The sequence below is a fragment of the Paenibacillus sp. Soil766 genome (assembly GCF_001428105.1).
GTDB lineage: Bacteria > Bacillota > Bacilli > Paenibacillales > NBRC-103111 > Paenibacillus_E.
Genome location: NZ_LMSJ01000004.1, coordinates 52,394 through 70,365 on the forward strand (window position 1 = coordinate 52,394; position 17,972 = coordinate 70,365).

Below are 17,972 nucleotides of genomic sequence, written 5' to 3' on the forward strand. Positions count from 1 at the left end.
CAGTGCCCGGCCGCCAGCAGCACGCTAGCGCACAAAAATTGTGCGCAAGAGCGGTGCCCGGCCGTCAGCGGCACGCTAGCGCACATAAATTGTGCGCAAGAGCGGTGCCCGGCCGTCAGCGGCACRCTAGCGCACATAAATTGTGCGCAAGAGCGGTGCCCGGCCGTCAGCAGCACGCTAGCGCACAAAAATTGTGCGCAAGAGCAGTGCCCGGCCTCGATAGAGCATTTCAGCTCATTATCGCGGCTTAACTACTCACTTGCCTCTTCACAGGTACCCATATTTCACTTCTGAACGTAGGCGATGTCGTATCCTTATCTGCGTTCCACAGCATCTCCGGTCCAGCGACTTGTTCATAGCCAGAGGAAGGGAACCATTCGGAGTAGATGCGTCCCCATACATTTTGCAGCGTTTCGGGGAACGGTCCGATAGCTTCGAAAACCGCCCACGTCGAGGCAGATACGTCGAGTTTGGTGAGATTATCGGGACACGGATTCGTTGTGGCAACGCCAATATAGTGGTCAAGCTCTCCTTTTTCCTCCATACGGCCTTCTGAGAAGTTAGTGGAGGCACTTAGCATGCCCATTGGCTCGACATTGGAAAGTTGCTTCAGGGTGGTGATCGTGTCCATCGTTAAACTTTGCCACATTGCGGCAATCTCAGGATTAACGCCGTTAAAGATGATCGGAACCCTCTTGTAAAGACCAACAATTGTAAAAGCTTCTTTTTCCTCGATGCGATAATTCATTTCATTTCCCCCTTGAATGGTGATTTGGAAGGTCATAGGCGGATAGGCCTTCAATGATTGCCCATTCAGTCTGGCTTCTGACGGTGTAATCCCATGTAAATGTTGAAAAGATCGTGTGAACGAATCGGGTGAGTTATACCCGTATTTGATGGCGATATCAATGACTTTGACATTGCTGTCTCTGAGCTCAAAAGCGGCAAGACTTAGCCGTCTGCGGCGGATATACTCGGAAAGCGGAATGCCTGCGAGAAAGGAAAACATACGCTTGAAATGATATTCGGAACATAAAGCTATTCGAGCTACTTCATTCGTGTCGATCGTGTCCGTCAGGTTGTCTTCGACATACTTGAGCGCACTGTTCATGTTTTTAAGCAAATCCATCGTTCTGACCTCCTATATACATAGAATAGCAGTTATGACAGATGGTTATCCGACATTTCGTGCACAAGTTTGCAGGACATTGGAAGCCGCAAAAAGAGAATAACAGATCGGCAACGGAATGTAGTATTATAAATGGAAATCAATGAACCCAGTTAAGTGGAGGAGCAAATACGATGGAGATTACGTGGAATCAATTTGTTATCAGCGATAATAAAGAACGGCTGGATGTAGATGCAATCAAAGGTTTCCTCTCACGAAGTTATTGGGCGAATAAACGACCGGAAGAAAGGACGCTGCGCGCGATCCAGAACTCTGCATGTTATGGTGTATATGAAGGGCGCAAGCAAGTTGGCTTCGCGAGAGTCGTGACTGACTACGCGACAATGTTTTATTTATGTGATGTATTTATAGATGAGGACTACAGGGGTATGGGAATCGGCAAGAAACTAGTGGAAAGCTTGATCACCTGTGAGGAGTATAAAGATCTCGTGGGCTTGCTGGGTACGAAGGATGCGCATGAGCTGTACAAGCAGTATGATTTTGAGCACGATACGGAGCGATATATGCGAAGGATGCCTGATTATGTAAGGAACATGGCTCGTAACTAGGTTTGATAAATATCTCTCAATAAAAGGAGCTGAGCAACGATGACCATCGCCATCAGAGAAGCTACGATCGACGAATCCGAACTCATATATCAGCTCATGACAGCATCTTTCAAAGAATACGACGGTAAGCTTAATCCACCTTCGGGTGCGCTAAAGGAAACGGTGGATCACACGATCCATACATTTAACATCGGCGGTGGCGCAGCACTCGCTTGCGAGGGGGTTAAAGCGGTCGGGTCAGCAAGGTATAAACCAATCGACGATTATATGTATATTGGCAGGGTGTCGGTGCTTCCTGATTATCGGGGAAAGGGTATCTGCAAAGCACTATTAACTTTCGTGGAAAACAAAGCACGTGATCAGGGGATTATGGAAACTCGAGTTGAGGTACGACTATCTATCCCGGAAAATATTAGGCTATACGAACGGTTGCATTATGAAGTTATCGAGCACAAATTTTATCCAGAGCGGATAGATAGTTGGTATGTCATGCGCAAAAAACTGTAAAAGTTAATGGCATGAAATGTTTAGATATGTGTATGTTAAAATAAGGCCTGTTCGCATTTTTAGAATAATGAGGGATTTCATGTATCGAATCATGATGATTGAGGACGATGAGAAAATTAGGCGGATTGTCGCGGATACGTTGAAAAAGTGGCAATACGATGTAGTGGAAGTCACGCAATTTGATCAGGTTCTAAAGGATTATCAGCAATCAGATCCGCATCTCATCCTATTGGATATTAATCTTCCAGTGTTTGATGGCTACTACTGGTGTCAACAAATACGCGCGGTATCCAAGGTACCGATCATATTCTTGTCTTCGAGAAATCAGAATATGGATATCATTATGGCGATTAATATGGGTGGGGATGATTTCATCCAGAAGCCCTTTGATTTGGATATCCTCGTCGCCAAAGTCAGTGCGCTGATCCGTCGGAAATATACCTATCAGGAAGAGGCGAGTCCCAAATTCACTCATAAGGGCCTGAAATTACATGTAACCAATTCCACGATTGAATATAAAGGACAAGTGGCGGAGTTAAGCCGGAATGAATTCATCCTTTTGCAATTAATCATGCGCAATATCGGGAAAATTGTGTCGCGCGAGGATATGATGCAGGTTTTATGGAATGAAGAGCAGTTCGTCGATGATAACACGCTGACTGTGAACGTAAACCGGATGCGAAGGAAAATCGCTGCGCTTGGACTTGAGGACTTCATTGTCACCAGGAAAGGAATGGGGTATTTGATCGAATGACCTTCCTGCGCTATCTCGCCTACGAAAAATCTTATATGTATCTCTATTTGGCTGGGTTCCTAATCCCAGCTGCTGTATTTTATACCGATAGTCGAGGTGGTGACTGGGTGTGGGGGACCTTCTTCTATGCCTTCGCCTTGTCCTCTATGGTGTTACTGGGATTTTTATTATTTCGCTACCAGCAACATGTACGTGTGATCCGACGAATGAAGAGCGAGGATTATGACAGTTTATCCCTGGAAGGCGAATTCGCCCAACAGCACATCGAGGAGCTCAGAAAGCAGCATATCCACGAAATGAATCAAGTTCAGGAGAGGCAGCATGAGCACTATGATTTTATCGTTTCTTGGTTCCATGAGATCAAAACACCGATTGCGGTTCTTCGTTTACTTCAGCAAACCGATATGGACGCTACTAGTTTAAGGGAAGAGATCGCGAAGATTGAAAATTACGTTGACCAAGCGCTCTATTACGCCAAGTTGGATAGTTTTAATCAAGATTACGCGATTCAAAATTGTGATGTTATCCAGATTTCGAAAGAGATTGTGAAGTCACATTCGAAAACCTTTTTCTCCAAAAAAATTCGCATTGGCCTACAAGCAGAGACACTTGTCGTTCAAAGTGATCCCAAATGGCTGCAGTTTATTATCAATCAGCTTTTGACGAATAGTTTGAAATATACAGAGCTTGGCGGAGAAATTACGATTTCCGTATTCGAAACGCCGCGAGAGAAACAGCTGCTGATTCGGGACAGCGGAATAGGCATTAGCCAAAAAGACCTTCCGCGAATCTTTAATCGCGGGTTTACCGGAGAAACAGGACGAACGTTTGCGTTGTCGACTGGAATGGGGTTATATTTGGCTCAGCAATTATCGAATAAACTCGGCCATTATATTGACTGCACGTCGGAGGCCTCTGTATATACGCAAGTTATCGTTCATTTTCCCAAAGACGACGATCCTTATTTAATGCGACAACAAACACACGATGAGTAATAACTCAGCGTGTGTTTTTTTCGTTGATAATTTTGTAATAAATCGATGTTGATGATACGTAAAAGATGAGATAGGTTAACACATATAGTCCCATGACAGAGAAAATGATCGTCGTCAATGAAGGTAAATCTTTGATGATTAGGATGACCGTGTAGTATAAAAGATACCAACTGTGCAGCAATCCAAGTAAGAGTGGCGGTAAGAAGACAAACAGCAATTGTTTCCGAATAATTTGTTTCATTTCTGTATCTTCAATACCCATTTTCCGTAAAATCGCGTAGTGTTCTCGCTCTTCTGTTGCTTCACGCAACTGTTTAAAGTAAATGACGCTTGCTAAAGCGAACAACGCAATGGCTGCAAAAAAAGCGATGGAGAACAATATTAAAGAGGACGACTCAATATCGATCGAATACATATCGATGAAGGCTGAATAATAGGAGCCTTCTGTTTGCATAACGATATTGTATATTTGTCGTGATACGTCATTGGAGGTTTTCGCGTCTTCGATTTTATAGATTTCATAGGATGATAGAGTATGATTTTCTTTTAGGTGTGCAAAAGCCTCGTCAGAAATAACGAGCACCGAAGGTTGATGTTTGGAACCTCCACTAGCATCTGTAGGGATGCTTAACAACGGGAATCGTATTCTTTCGACGACTTGAAATGTATGATCTTCTAAGACAGTCATTTCAGGCGGAGGACTTTGATAGGTTATCGGTTTATCAATGCCTCTTGTTAAAACAATAGCTTCATCGCCTTGTACATCTACTTTTTCACCAACATCTCGTAAATCAACAATCGCATTTAGTTGCGATTCAGGGAAAATATAGAATTCCTCTGTGTAATATTCGGGATAGTCATAAAACGTTTTTCTATTTGCGATTTTTCCAGTTTGAATGCCAGTAAGTGTTTCATGAGCCACAATGGGATGTGAGTCATTCAATATTTGCTCAATTTGCTTTTGAATTCTGTTATCTTGTGATGAATAGGCAATATCGTTAGGGTATTCTTTTCTTACAACATCGCCTTTCACGGCGTAATCTACAGCAATGAATCCAACTCCAAAGATGATAACAGCACTAATCAGTGAGTTAAACGTAAAGTTTACCGTATTCCCTCGAATAGAAAAACGAAGGGAGGAAATCCATAACATTTTGTTGCCATGAAAGTAATTTTTACTTTGACTCATTCTTTGTAAAATCCAACCGGAAAACTGGCGGAAAAATAGATACGTTCCGATAATCAACGCCACTGCTGTAGCCATCAAAGTTTCTTTAAAATAATCTTTCCATATGTTTGAACTTCCACCAAGTGTAATCGTGTAATAGGCCGCTGCAATGAATAGGATGGATAGTATCGCTAAAGGCATAGAAAATGTAAGCGGTTTGTCCATTTTCTTCTTTGCGTGAAACAATTCAACGATCTGCATTCGGCGGACGTTTAAATAACTTTGAACCGTAATAATGCCGATTAATAAAGCGAATAGCAGAATCGTTGAGACGACAGCTTCAAGTGGAAAAGAAAAAGAAATGTCATCCTTATAATGCATTAAGTTCATTAATATTTTACCGAAAAATTTCGATAGTAATCCCCCGATGAATATACCGCTGGTCACAGAAATGGCGCTCAGAAATAATGTTTCGTAAAAGACCATTGCAGCAACTTGTCTTTCTTTCATCCCGTAAAGGATATACATACCGAATTCTTTTTTTCGCTGCTTCATAAAAAATGAGTTGGCGTACAAAATAAAGAACACGATAAACATAAAGACGATCATGGAGGCAACAAAAATAATGGTTTTGTAGTTTTCTTTATTTTGTATGGCTGCAACGACGTCCTCGTTAAACATTAAACCCGAAAAGGTAAAGTAAATGATAACCCCGACAAGCATGGAAATGAAATATATGGCATACAAACGGAAGTTCCGCTTCATATTCCTCCATGATAAATCAAACAAACTCATCGCCGGTCGCCCCCTATGGCACTTTGAATCGTCAGGATGCGGTCAAAGAATTCCTTTTCCGATTGTTCACCTTTGAACATTTCATTGACGATTTTGCCATCACGGAGAAAAATGACGCGCCGACAGTAGCTAGCAGCATACGGATCGTGGGTAATCATCAAAACGGTAGTCTTAAAGGTGTAATTGAGCGATTGAATTTGTTCCAGCAGCTGAGTAGCGGATCGGGAATCAAGAGCCCCTGTTGGTTCATCGGCAAATACAATCGCTGGATTCGTAATGATTGCACGTGCGGCAGCTGAGCGTTGCTTTTGGCCGCCGGAAATTTCGGATGGATACTGATGTAAGATCGATTCCATATTTAATGCTTCAACTAGTGTCGCTAATCGTTGCTCCATTTCTGAAACAGGCGTTTTTTGTAGCGAAAGGGGTAGGAGAATATTCTCTTTGACGGTTAAGGTATCTAGTAAGTTGTAGTCTTGAAAAAGAAATCCCATTCGTTTCTGACGGAATTGTCGCAGGTCTTTCTTTTTCAAATCTAACAACGATTTGCCCTCGATCCAGACCTCCCCACCGGTAAAGGCGTCAATCGTAGAGAGCATATTCATTAATGTTGTTTTCCCAGAGCCAGATGGCCCCATAATTGCGGTGAATTCCCCTTGTGTAATTGTTAAATCAATGTTTTTTAAGATTTGTGTTTTGCCATATGATTTGGATACATTTTTGGTTTGAATGATTATAGCCATGGTTTCGCCCTCCTTCTCCACCTTACTATACCGACGAAGTGACTCTTCAACCATCGATATACCACGATCTAAAGTGACGTTTTTGTCATATTGCAGGAAGAAGCGTCAACGATCCCTCCATTCATTTGTTCAATCTGCCTACAGGTCTAAAATAAGAAACGATTAACAAACTTAACGGTAGGAATAACCCCATTGTTAGGGCAAATGGAGGCCATATGTTGGAAGCAAAATCTCGGAAATAGATGATGTTAGGATAAACGAGGAAGGCGAGCGCAAACAGCCCAAGCGCACTTGGCACGATGAAAGGGCGATAGGTGCGCAAGCCCAGAATCTGCTGCAGTCCAACCAGTGAGCTGTAGAAACATATGACAAGCTTGAAATAGATGGTGACAAACCAAATGATCGCGACCAATACTTCAATCCGTTGGATGAATCCGCCGACATGGATTTTTTTGGCTAAAGTGTAACTAGGAAACGTATGACGTGAAGTGAAGTCCCAACCAAGTACAAGGATACATAAAGCAGTAATGGCAAAAATGATAACCCCACCCATAAAACTCGCTTGAATAAACCCATTGCCTTTCTTCAATTTGGTGTAAATGGCCGGGTAGATCACCAGAAGGATGACCATTTCCAGATAGGGAATGGAAAGAACGGACAAGCTTCCGTGAATAATGGCTTTCGTACTCGCTTCAAATACGGGGGGAAAACGATCAATTTTAATTTGTGGAATCAGAAACCCTACTAACACACCAATACATAACAGAACCCAAGGTAGGAAAATCTCTCCAGCACGTGCAATCACTTCTAAGCCCAACTGTGCTCCGAGCATAATAATCAGCAGGAACACAAAGTGAATAACTTGAATAGGTGTCTCTGGCATGATGATGGTTGTAATAAAGTCACCGACATTACGTAGAACCAAAGAGGCTGTGATAAGGATAAAGAGATAGAAGAGGATGCTTATACCTTTACCTAACCATTTTCCGAGGATTAACTCGCTATAGGCCATTAAGGAATGATTCGGATACCGATTACCTAGCGCAATATAGAGGCATATCACCGCCAATCCCATAGCGATACCTAGAGCGGCAGACAACCACCCGTCTTGATGGGCATAAGCTGTAAGGACAGATGGTACGATGATGATCGTACTACCTAAGCTGTATAGTAAAACTAATATTTTAAATTGACGCAGGCTGATTTTCTCGTTTTTAAACATCGCTAACTCCTTTGACTTACAGCTACGTGAGCAGGGTTGTGATCATTTTCCCCATGGGTCTGAATAAGTAAGCAATCAGCTCTAAGGGATTGAGCAAGAGCAACTGTAGGCTTACAGCCATGCTCAACAGGGCAGAGATGCTGAGCGTTATGAGAAAGGTCCAAAGCTCTTTAAACTGTTTCTTTTTTCGTAAACGAGGAAGTTCAACCTTCAATGTCCAAAGCGAGACAAGAACAATCACAGCACTCCAAATCATACGTATTCACTCCATTTTATCAATAAAAGATTCAACAACCGAGCCTGTACGGCGGATTTTGGATTGCACAGTCACTTCAACAGGAAGATGGGCAAAAGTTTGATCCCAGTTATCTTTCATAAGATGCCATTGCTTATAATTGGCACGATGGATGGCGGCGCCGAATCCGAAAATATCTGACTTGTAGGACTTCGCTTTGGCTACGGAGTCTAGGATCGTCCCCTTAATTTCTTCATTTAACTGTTCTTCAATGGCTTGTATCGTCTTGGTGGAATTTAAATCCAATTCACAAGCAACCTCTCCGATATTCGCCTCAGCTCGCAGATTGATGAAGACCCGAGGTTGGTTATCTACAAATTTTACTTTTAGTTTGGACCTCGAGCTCATCAATTCTATAGACATTAAACCTTTAGATTGTTGACACGGAAGAGCAATAACCGTGCTTTTAATGTTATTAATGGCGTAGTTATACCCTTTACTTTCTCTATCCGTTAACCATCCAACAAAGTGATCTCGATGGAAAACGCCAAGGCCTTTATACTCCAATGTTGCAGGAGGAAGAACAGAACTTAAATTCTCGCGAGACTTCGCTTTTAGTGAGTCTCCTTTGATATGAATACTCGAAAGCACGGGATCTTTACCTGCATCCACTAAATCGTAAATAAGTTGATGCAAGTCAACATTTGTAGTAACTCCCCAATTTTTCTCGGAAGAGATAAGAGAAGAATAGAGTTTATTCGCTGGAATTTTCTCGAGCGGTGTCAACACTTGTAAGATATCATTGGCAGTAGCATTTCTAGCTAATAAGATATTAAAGTCTGAGCGCAGTTCGTGATCTCTTGACAAGAGATCCAGTACGTTGGCTATACCTTCTTTAGCAACGTCTTCACCAATAACGAGAATCCGTAAGTGGGAGGAAAGGATTTTGCGCGGAGAGCTTGTTGTCAGCTTGCGGAATGACTCGAAGATCGTATTCCCGCTGCTTAGCTGAAGTGTCACTACGGGCATTCGTTGATTTCCGCCCTTCGTTGACGTAATTTCGTCGGTGTTGAGCAATTGGACCGAAATACTATAATTATCCCCTTTTTTATCAATGCCAATAGCTGTCGCTATGGAAATCTCGTCAAGTTCCTTTCGATTCCAACAACCCGTTGCAAGCATCAGGATGAGGAGGAGTACAATCGCTCGTTTCATCATTCGTATGGATCACCTTCCCCAGTTTAGGCGTATTACATTTAGGATTCTGGTTGCTGTGGGGGATTATATGTTTGTTTCTGTCTATTGTTTGGACTAATATAGCTAGGACGCTTCAATAAGGCCCATTGTGGGAGGCGAATCATATTATCCTTCTGATCCTCCACAATAAAGGGTGCGAATGGAGCTAAGTAAGGAACACCAAAGGAACGTAAACTGCATAAATGCAGCACCAGAGCAATAATGCCAATGAGTATCCCATATAGACCAAGAGATGCAGCCAAAATCATCAGGATGAAACGGATCATTCGAATGGAAATTCCCATATTATAGGATGGGATAATAAAGGTAGAGATCGCTGTAATCGCGACGATAATGACCATTGCAGGCCCTACTAATCCTGCTTCCACAGCTGCTTGTCCAATGACAAGCGCACCAACAATGGATACGGCTTGCCCAATGGTGCGAGGCATTCTGATCCCGGCTTCCCGTAGGATTTCGAACGTAACTTCCATAAGAAGTGCTTCAATAAATGCAGGGAACGGGATCCCCTCCCGATGCGCGCCAATATTTATGAGCAGCGTTGTCGGAATCATTTCCTGGTGAAAGGTCGTCACTGCGATATAGGCAGCAGGCGCGAGTAATGCAATCATCAGTGATATATATCGGAGAATGCGAATTAATGAACTGATATCTGCCCGGTGGTAAGAATCCTCCGCTGCTTGCATAAAGTGTGTGAATACCGCAGGTACAATGAGGACAAATGGCGTACCGTCTACCAAGATGGCGATTCGCCCCTCTAGTAGTGCTGCTGCAACAACATCAGGTCGCTCAGTATTAAACACGGTAGGAAATGGCGTATAGGTTTCATCCTGGATGAGCTCTTCGATGTATCCACTCTCGAGGATTCCATCAATGTCAATTCGTGCTAAACGGGTACGTACTTCCTCTACCACTGAGTCATCTACAAGCCCTTTGATGAACATAATGGCGACATCGGTCTGGGTTATACGACCAATCTGTCTGGTCTCCATCCATAGATGTGGATCTTTGATTTTTCGGCGAATCAAGGCTGTGTTGGTGCGCAACGTCTCTGAAAATCCTTCACGAGGCCCCCTTACAACGGTTTGTGAGGAGGGCTCGGTGACACCGCGATCTTTCCATTCACGTGTACTCGCGCAGATCCCTTCATTATAGCCATCCACTAATATGACCGTATCGCCTGATAAAACCATATGATAGAGTGTTTCAAAGTCAGATGTACCTGTGATTTCACCTGATTTCAATAAGTACTCTCTGATGAGAGATAACGGTGCTATGTCATCTAGATGAGGTAGAAGGACATCTCCAGATCGATAATCTATAAGAAGGGAGTCCAAAATTTCTTTCACATTTGCAAGTCCATCCATATAGACAACGGCAGCCTTGCAGGGGGGATTGGATGGAATCGTCATTCTTCGTATAACAAGATCAGTGCTATGACCCAATCCTACTCCGATTGTGAGCAGGATCTCTTCCAGATTATCTGGCATGGTGTGAATTTGATTTACTTCACGACTACTGGCTATATCCGGTACGTACTTTTGTTTCAGTAATTTTTGCATGAAGGTAAAGATCGAGTTCTTCACGGAGCGTACCACCCTGATTTGTTTTTGTTACTATTGCCGAATAATGGTTATTTCACTCATGATTTTTCATTTCCGCCTCCAGATGTAGTAGAATAGAGCCACAGCAACAAGAAGGGGAGTCAAATCGTGACGACAAGAAGCTTTAACGATTATCAATTAAGTGAGGATATCACGCGAGCGCTAACCACGCTTGGTTATACGCAGCCGACGGATGTGCAGCATAAGGTAATCCCGATCGCGCTGCAGGAGCGTGACTTGACCGTGAAATCCCGTACGGGGAGCGGGAAAACGGCGGCATTCGGCATACCGATTTGCGAGCTGGTAGAGTGGGAAGAGAACAGGCCGCAGGCACTCATCCTGACGCCAACACGGGAGCTCGCCGATCAAGTGAAGCAGGATATGACCAACATCGGACGTTTTAAACGGATTAAGGCGGTAGCATTGTATGGGAAGCAGCCTTTTGCCAAGCAGAAGATCGAGCTGCATCAGAAGTGTCATGTGGTCGTCGGTACACCGGGTCGTGTACTGGATCACATTCAAAAAGGGACGCTAGACGTAGAACGCCTGAAGTATCTGGTTATTGATGAGGCGGACGAAATGCTGCGGATGGGCTTCATTGAGCAGGTGGGCGCGATCATTGATGAGCTGCCGACGGATCGGATGACGATGCTCTTCTCGGCAACCTTGCCCAAAGATGTCGAGGCGTTGTGCCATCAGTACTTGCGGAAGCCGATCGATATCGAGATCGAAACGCCGGAAGCCGCGACGGTTCAGATTGAGCACTCTCTCATCACTGTGCGGGAGAACGAGAAGTGGCCATTGCTTCAGAATGTACTCGTGATGGAAAATCCAGAGAACTGCATTATTTTCTGCCGGACGCAAGAGCATGTCGATAAACTCTACACTCAGCTCGATCAGCTGGATTTTCCATGCGATAAGATCCACGGCGGTATGGTACAAGATGATCGTTTCCTTGTTATGAATGCCTTCAAGCGCGGAGAGTTCCGATTCCTCGTGGCCACGGATGTCGCGGCGCGTGGGATCGACGTGGAGGACATCACGCATGTCATTAATTATGATCTGCCGATGGAGAAGGAGAGCTACGTTCACCGGATCGGACGGACTGGACGAGCAGGCAAGACGGGCAAGGCGATTACGTTCGTAACACCGCATGAGGACAAGTTCCTTGCGGATATCGAGGGCTATCTAGGCTTCGAGATTCCGAGGAAGGATGCGCCCGATTCGGAGGAGGTTGCCGCGAAGCAAGCTGCCTTCGATCAGAAGATGCAGGCCACGCCTGTCATCAAGCGGGATCGCAGTGACCAATTGAACAAGGGCATCATGAAGCTCTATTTTAACGGGGGCAAAAAGAAGAAAATTCGCGCTGTCGACTTTGTCGGCACCCTCGCCAAGATTGAAGGTGTTACCGCGGAGGATATCGGCATCATTACGATTCAGGATAATGTATCGTACGTCGACATACTGAATGGCAAAGGACCGATGGTACTTAAGATTATGAGAAACACAACCATCAAGGGAAAACTGCTGAAGGTCCATGAGGCGAATAAGTAAGGATGTGAACCAGGGGGCCAATTGGCGTTCTGGTTTTTTTGGCTTTAGGTTTGTAGTGTTGTTTTCCACGCTTAACAAGCTGACCACATGTACCACTTTTCATAGAAATCGACGTTGCAGGTTAAAATATTACTCGAAAGGGTCAATTCTGTGACTTATCCATGAATCGCTCAAGAGGTAGACTATAGAAAACACGACATGGGGTGAATTTCATGGCTAACCATATACAATCGCAAGCAGGTAGTATCCCAACAACTAAAGTGAAATCTAAGCAATCTAAACAGCAAATTCGAGAGAATTTGGCAGGATATCTTTTTGTTAGTCCCATGGTCATCGGCTTATTCGTATTCACGTTATTTCCAATTATTGCGTCATTCCTCCTAAGTTTCACGGATTGGAACTTTGTCGCAGGGTTTTCGAAGGTGAAATTCCTCGGGTTGGACAACTTTACGAAGTTGATTCATGATAGTGTCTTTCTACTTTCACTTAAGAACAATATGATTTTGTTGGTCGTTGTACCGCTAACCCTCATTGTTTCACTGGTTTTAGCGGTACTGATTGATAAACAAGTGTATTTCAAAGGTGTTTTCAAAGTTATTTACTTCATTCCGTATATCTCTAGCGTAGTTGCGATAGCGATCGTCTTCCAAGTTCTATTTCACCCAACCTACGGGCCGATAAACCAAACCTTGATCGATTGGGGAATTGCCAATCCACCGAAATGGCTTGCTGACCCTGATTACGCTTTGTACTGTGTGATGGGCCTGATGGTGTGGATCAACATTGGGTACAACATGATTATTTTCATGGCAGGATTGCAATCCATTCCGAAGGATTTGTATGAAGCTGCTGATATTGACGGAGCATCGAAATGGAAACAATTCTATGGCATTACCGTGCCTTTATTGTCGCCTACTACATTCTTCTTGCTCGTGTCGGGTATTATCGGAACTTTCAAAGTTTTCGATGTTATTTCCGTACTTACGAATGGCGGTCCTGCAAATTCAACAAGTGTTGTGGTATTCCGTTTATACGAAACAGCCTTCGTTAACCTACAATCGGGTTATGCCTCTGCGATGGCGATTGTACTTGTGATTTTGGTTCTCTTGATTACGTTAATTCAGTGGTTCGGCCAACGTAAATGGGTCAACTATTAAACTAGAATGGAGGTAAACACATGGATAACAAAAAAAGTCTTAAAAAGATTATTATAACGATCGTGATGGCCCTCTTCGGGATCATATTCATGACGCCATTCCTTTGGATGATATCCGCTTCTATGAAGCCAGAAGCCGATGTATTCATATTCCCGATCCAGTGGATTCCGAAACATTTTAGCCTAATTGAAAATTATAAAACGGTTTGGACGACAAATTTTCCGCTATACTATTGGAATTCGATTAAGGTTTCTGTCATCACGACAGCATTATCCGTACTATTTTCATCCATGGCAGCTTACGCTTTCTCCAAAATTAAGTTCCGTGGCTCGAATGTTCTCTTTGTTCTCGTTCTCGCTATTTATATGATTCCAAGTCAGTCGATTCTCGTGCCACAATTCCTATTGCTTCGTTGGATGCACCTGTACGATACGCATTTAGGACTTATTCTTCTAGGGTCTTTCAGTGTACTGGGTACATTCATGCTGCGTCAGTTCTATCTAGGTATCCATGATGAGTATATGGAATCTGCAAGGATTGATGGTGCAGGTCATGCCCGTATTTTCTGGACTATCTGTACACCGCTAGTCCGACCTGCGATTGCGACATATGCGATCCTGCGCTTTATCTGGACCTGGAATGATTACCAGAATCCGTTGATTTTCCTAAGAGATAAGTCGTTATTCACGCTTCCGCTCGGCATTCACTCATTTGCCGACTTGAATGGGGAGTTCTACTCCCTGATCATGGCCGCATCCGTTTCGGCGATCTTGCCTTTGTTGCTTATTTTCATCATAGGACAAAAGCAAGTTATCGAAGGGATTTCCATGGGTGGGGTCAAGGGTTAACACAGTTACAAGCAAGATGTCAAAATAAGAGTGCATGAGGTTAAAATATTGCCTCGTGTACTCGAACTAAGTTTGTTACGATTCGTCATGTAAAGGTTTTCAGTAATTCGCAGCATATACAAATATCTTCTTGGAGGGGTTCATATGAAAAAGAGTTTACTCGTATTAAGTGGTGTTCTAGCGATCAGTGCTGCGCTTGCAGGCTGTGGAAGCAAAAGTGAAGATAAACCTGCAGAAACGTCTGGCGGTGCAGCAACTTCATCAACGAAAGCGCCTGTAACCATTAAAGTACAAGGATGGTACACAGAAGCTCAAGGTAACTGGAACAAAACAGTTGAAGCCTATAATGCAACTCACCCGAACGTAAAAGTCGTCTACGAGAGCATGTCCGAGAAGGGCGATTCCCAAGAAGGTATGAAAAAGCTTGATCTACTAGCAGCTTCCGGCGAGCAAATGGACGTTGTGATGTACTCCAGTGCATCTGACTTTGCACAACGTGTAGGCGCAGGGATTCTTGAGCCACTAGATGCTTACTTGAAAAAAGATAACATCGTTGTTAAAGACGAGTACAAACTTGATCCGGTTGTTAACGGCAAATACTATGCGTTGCCTGGTAAAATGATCGAATGGTTCGTTCTTTTGAACAAAGACAAATTAGATGCAGCTAAGCTTCCAGTTCCGACAGAATGGACTTGGAATGACTACGCGGAATACGCGAAGAAAATGACTTCCGGTGAAGGCGCAGCGAAACAATACGGTTCCTACTTCCACAGCTGGAAAGACTATGCGCTTCTTGGTTTGAACAACGATATGGACAACCCTTACCTAGTGAAATCCGATGGTACTGAAAATATTGATAATCCGAAAGTTCGCTTTTCCTTGAACCTACGTAACCAAATGGAAAACGTAGATAAAACGTCCGTACCTTACGCTGAAGTCGTTTCACAAAAAATGGCCTATCGCGATGTGTTCTACGCAGGTAAAACAGCTATGCTAGCAACAGGTAACTGGATGGTTGGCGAGCTTGCACTAAATGCAAAATTCAACACAGTATTCGCTCCGTATCCGAAACTTGATGCGAAAGATACGAATGGTTTAACACTATCAGGTGCTGATTTCATGGCTGTAGCGGCGAATTCCAAAAACAAACAAGCCGCTTATGACTTCGTGAAATGGTATACAACAGAAGGTATTCAAACACAAGGTCTATTCTTCTCCGGCTGGAAAAAAGCAGATATTAACAAGAACGTAGACGCGATCCTAGCAAGTGGCAAGCCGGATCAGGTTGCTAAAATTGATAAAACTTCCTTGCTAGCTACTTTGAAAATAAATAAAGCAACAAAATTAGTTGTACCTCCAACGTACGCTTTGCAACAAGAGAAAGAATACTTAACGCAAGTTGAGTTGTTCTTGACTGGCAAGCAAGATCTTGACAAAACAATTTCAACAGCGAAAGCGAAAATTGAAGATATCAGAAAAAGTAATGCAAAGTAATCAGTAACGATTAACCTAGCTTTACTGGTATACTGTGTTATAGGAAGCAAGAGGTGGCCACTGGGCCCCTCTTTTTTCCCATTTTATTGGGGAAGGCGGGTAACGTTAGTGCTGCAATGGTTTCGCACTTTATCTCTTCGTAGTAAATTAGTACTAACGATTCTAATTTGTCTGGTGCTACCATCTATCGTGTCGATGAATGTGTCGAATCTGTTTACAAAGGATGCAGTGCGTTCACAAGTAACAGAGAACTCACGAGAATCCATGCGGATTGTAAATCAGATTGTCTCGGCGCAAATGAAGAACATGCTATATATAATGAACTTCATGCAATTCGATCAGGATCTGCAGGAACCCATTCTGAATTTAAGTCATGTGGATGACAATACCACGATTGGGGACATTTTTGTAAATAAGAATACGATAGATAAAAGACTCACAACGGTTATGAGTCCACTTGATAAAATGTATGTCACGTTACTACTCCCGAATGGACAGTATGTGGCTTCGTACACGACGATTAATTTCGATCCAAGAACTTTTATGCAGAAAAGTTGGTTTCCGGAAGTCGAACAGACAGCTGGTTATAATGTGAAATGGATTGGGGTTGAGCCAAACTACAGTAACGAATCGAGCCAGCCCTACTTACTTTCTGCTGCGAAGAAACTGAAGAAGAATGAATTGACGAAAGGCTATGTCATTGTTGGTTTAGAGATGACACCTCTGCAGCAACTGTTCAATAAATATGAGAAAACAGAATCCATGGCGATTATTGATGAACAGGGACGAATCCTGGTAGATCGAGACAACTCGACAATAGGGCAGGCATTTCCATATTACGACCAATTACCCGATCAGGATGGTTCGGCTTTCGTGAAGGTAAAAGGGGAAGACTATATCTTACTCAGTAGTCAGATAACGACCGAATGGAAATTGGTCAATTTGACCCCGTATAAGAGAGCTGCCCAACAAATCCAGTCATTTCGAAAAACGGACTTTATTATTCAACTTTTCTTTTTAATCTTGTTCGCGGTTGTGCTGCTCTATGTAGTGCGTACCCTGACGAAGCCTATCGCAAAGCTTGTCCAAACCGTAGTCCGTATCGAATCCGGTCAGTTGAGTGAACGATCGAACATTAGTGGCGGAGACGAAGTCGGTCGGTTGGGCTATGTATTTGACCGGATGATCGACAGGATTGAGTTGACATTGATTGAAAATCGGAGAGAGCAGGAGCTAAAGCGCAAAGCGGAGTTGGCGATGCTCCAGGCGCAGATTAACCCGCATTTCCTTTTTAACGTGCTGAATTCGATTCGGTTGAAAATCATGATGAAGGGCGACGAGGAGAACGCTGAATTGATCAGCTCCTTGTCTGCTCTTCTCCGTATGACGATTAATCGCAATAATGCCTACATAACGCTGCATGAAGAGATTGGGATCAACGAACATTATGTTCGTCTATTAAATTCACGGCACGGTGATCGGGTTGTCCTACAGGTATTCGCGGCTTCTGACACCCTTCTTATCCAAATTCCGCGGTTCCTGCTGCAACCACTGATTGAGAATGCGTATATTCACGGCCTTAAAAGTAAAGCAGGTGAAATAACGATTGTTTCCCGAATTGCTGAGGATGGCAGATTGCAGGTGGAGATTCAGGATTCCGGAGTTGGTATGACGCCAGAGCGGTTGTTGGAGCTTCGCACTCATTTGGAATCTACACCGGTCATGCCTGTAGCGGAAGAAGCAAGCAGTCCTTCCTTATCGGGGATTGGTTTACATAATGTGTTTGAACGACTTCGGATGATTTATGGCCATCGATTCGATTACGACATTGAAAGTAGTCAGGGAGATGGGACTCAGATTATTCTGCGCTTTCCACAGCATCCTGAGAAGGAGGTGTGATCT

Annotated in this window: 16 protein-coding genes; 9 read left to right on the forward strand and 7 right to left on the reverse strand. The window is 43.5% G+C overall.

Annotated features, from left to right (window positions below; all coding sequences use genetic code 11):
- Positions 1-247: 247 nt before the first annotated feature.
- Positions 248-1,129 carry an AraC family transcriptional regulator gene (locus ASG89_RS04125; RefSeq protein WP_057309031.1) on the reverse strand — a complete coding sequence of 294 codons (882 nt, stop codon included), beginning with the start codon at positions 1,127-1,129 and terminating at the stop codon, positions 248-250.
- Positions 1,130-1,302: 173 nt separating this feature from the next.
- On the opposite strand from ASG89_RS04125, the gene ASG89_RS04130 reads away from it, so the two are divergent.
- The 4 genes from ASG89_RS04130 to ASG89_RS04145 all read left to right on the forward strand — a co-directional run bounded on the left by ASG89_RS04130 (position 1,303) and on the right by ASG89_RS04145 (position 3,993).
- Positions 1,303-1,737, forward strand: coding sequence for a GNAT family N-acetyltransferase (locus ASG89_RS04130; protein ID WP_057309032.1), 435 nt, complete (start codon positions 1,303-1,305; stop codon positions 1,735-1,737).
- 39 nt (positions 1,738-1,776) lie between these two features.
- Positions 1,777-2,244, forward strand: coding sequence for a GNAT family N-acetyltransferase (locus ASG89_RS04135; RefSeq protein WP_235549587.1), 468 nt, complete (start codon positions 1,777-1,779; stop codon positions 2,242-2,244).
- A 79-nt stretch (positions 2,245-2,323) separates the two neighbouring features.
- Positions 2,324-2,998, forward strand: coding sequence for a response regulator transcription factor (locus tag ASG89_RS04140; protein WP_057309033.1), 675 nt, complete (start codon positions 2,324-2,326; stop codon positions 2,996-2,998).
- Positions 2,995-3,993: a sensor histidine kinase gene (locus ASG89_RS04145; protein WP_057309034.1), complete on the forward strand. Its 999-nt coding sequence runs from the start codon at positions 2,995-2,997 to the stop codon at positions 3,991-3,993. The genes ASG89_RS04140 and ASG89_RS04145 overlap by 4 nt, the downstream gene beginning before the upstream one ends.
- Positions 3,994-3,997: 4 nt before the next feature.
- Here the strand turns inward: ASG89_RS04145 and ASG89_RS04150 are convergent, their stop codons facing one another.
- The 6 genes from ASG89_RS04150 to ASG89_RS04175 form a co-directional block, all read right to left on the reverse strand.
- Positions 3,998-5,956, reverse strand: coding sequence for an FtsX-like permease family protein (locus ASG89_RS04150; RefSeq protein ID WP_057309035.1), 1,959 nt, complete (start codon positions 5,954-5,956; stop codon positions 3,998-4,000).
- Positions 5,953-6,699 carry an ABC transporter ATP-binding protein gene (locus ASG89_RS04155; protein ID WP_057309036.1) on the reverse strand — a complete coding sequence of 249 codons (747 nt, stop codon included), beginning with the start codon at positions 6,697-6,699 and terminating at the stop codon, positions 5,953-5,955. Before ASG89_RS04155 ends, ASG89_RS04150 begins: the two co-directional genes overlap by 4 nt.
- 121 nt (positions 6,700-6,820) lie before the next feature.
- Positions 6,821-7,921 (reverse strand): GerAB/ArcD/ProY family transporter, encoded by a 1,101-nt coding sequence (locus tag ASG89_RS04160; protein ID WP_057309037.1) that lies wholly within the window; start codon positions 7,919-7,921, stop codon positions 6,821-6,823.
- 22 nt (positions 7,922-7,943) lie between these two features.
- Positions 7,944-8,177, reverse strand: a complete 234-nt coding sequence (locus ASG89_RS04165) for a hypothetical protein (RefSeq protein ID WP_057309038.1) — start codon at positions 8,175-8,177, stop codon at positions 7,944-7,946.
- Between the two features lie 6 nt (positions 8,178-8,183).
- Positions 8,184-9,374, reverse strand: coding sequence for a Ger(x)C family spore germination protein (locus ASG89_RS04170; RefSeq protein WP_057309039.1), 1,191 nt, complete (start codon positions 9,372-9,374; stop codon positions 8,184-8,186).
- 38 nt (positions 9,375-9,412) lie between these two features.
- Entirely contained in the window at positions 9,413-10,975 is a 1,563-nt protein-coding gene (locus tag ASG89_RS04175; RefSeq protein WP_057309212.1) for a spore germination protein, read from the reverse strand.
- A 150-nt stretch (positions 10,976-11,125) separates the two neighbouring features.
- On the opposite strand from ASG89_RS04175, the gene ASG89_RS04180 reads away from it, so the two are divergent.
- The 5 genes from ASG89_RS04180 to ASG89_RS04200 all read left to right on the forward strand — a co-directional run bounded on the left by ASG89_RS04180 (position 11,126) and on the right by ASG89_RS04200 (position 17,969).
- Positions 11,126-12,571, forward strand: coding sequence for a DEAD/DEAH box helicase (locus ASG89_RS04180; protein WP_057309040.1), 1,446 nt, complete (start codon positions 11,126-11,128; stop codon positions 12,569-12,571).
- Between the two features lie 212 nt (positions 12,572-12,783).
- A complete protein-coding gene (locus ASG89_RS04185; protein ID WP_057309041.1) occupies positions 12,784-13,728 on the forward strand; it encodes a carbohydrate ABC transporter permease in 945 nt (314 codons plus the stop codon).
- 20 nt (positions 13,729-13,748) lie between these two features.
- Positions 13,749-14,576, forward strand: coding sequence for a carbohydrate ABC transporter permease (locus ASG89_RS04190; RefSeq protein WP_057309042.1), 828 nt, complete (start codon positions 13,749-13,751; stop codon positions 14,574-14,576).
- Between the two features lie 144 nt (positions 14,577-14,720).
- Entirely contained in the window at positions 14,721-16,070 is a 1,350-nt protein-coding gene (locus ASG89_RS04195; protein WP_057309043.1) for an ABC transporter substrate-binding protein, read from the forward strand.
- A gap of 108 nt (positions 16,071-16,178) precedes the next feature.
- Positions 16,179-17,969: a sensor histidine kinase gene (locus ASG89_RS04200; RefSeq protein ID WP_057309044.1), complete on the forward strand. Its 1,791-nt coding sequence runs from the start codon at positions 16,179-16,181 to the stop codon at positions 17,967-17,969.
- The last annotated feature ends 3 nt before the right edge of the window (positions 17,970-17,972 follow it).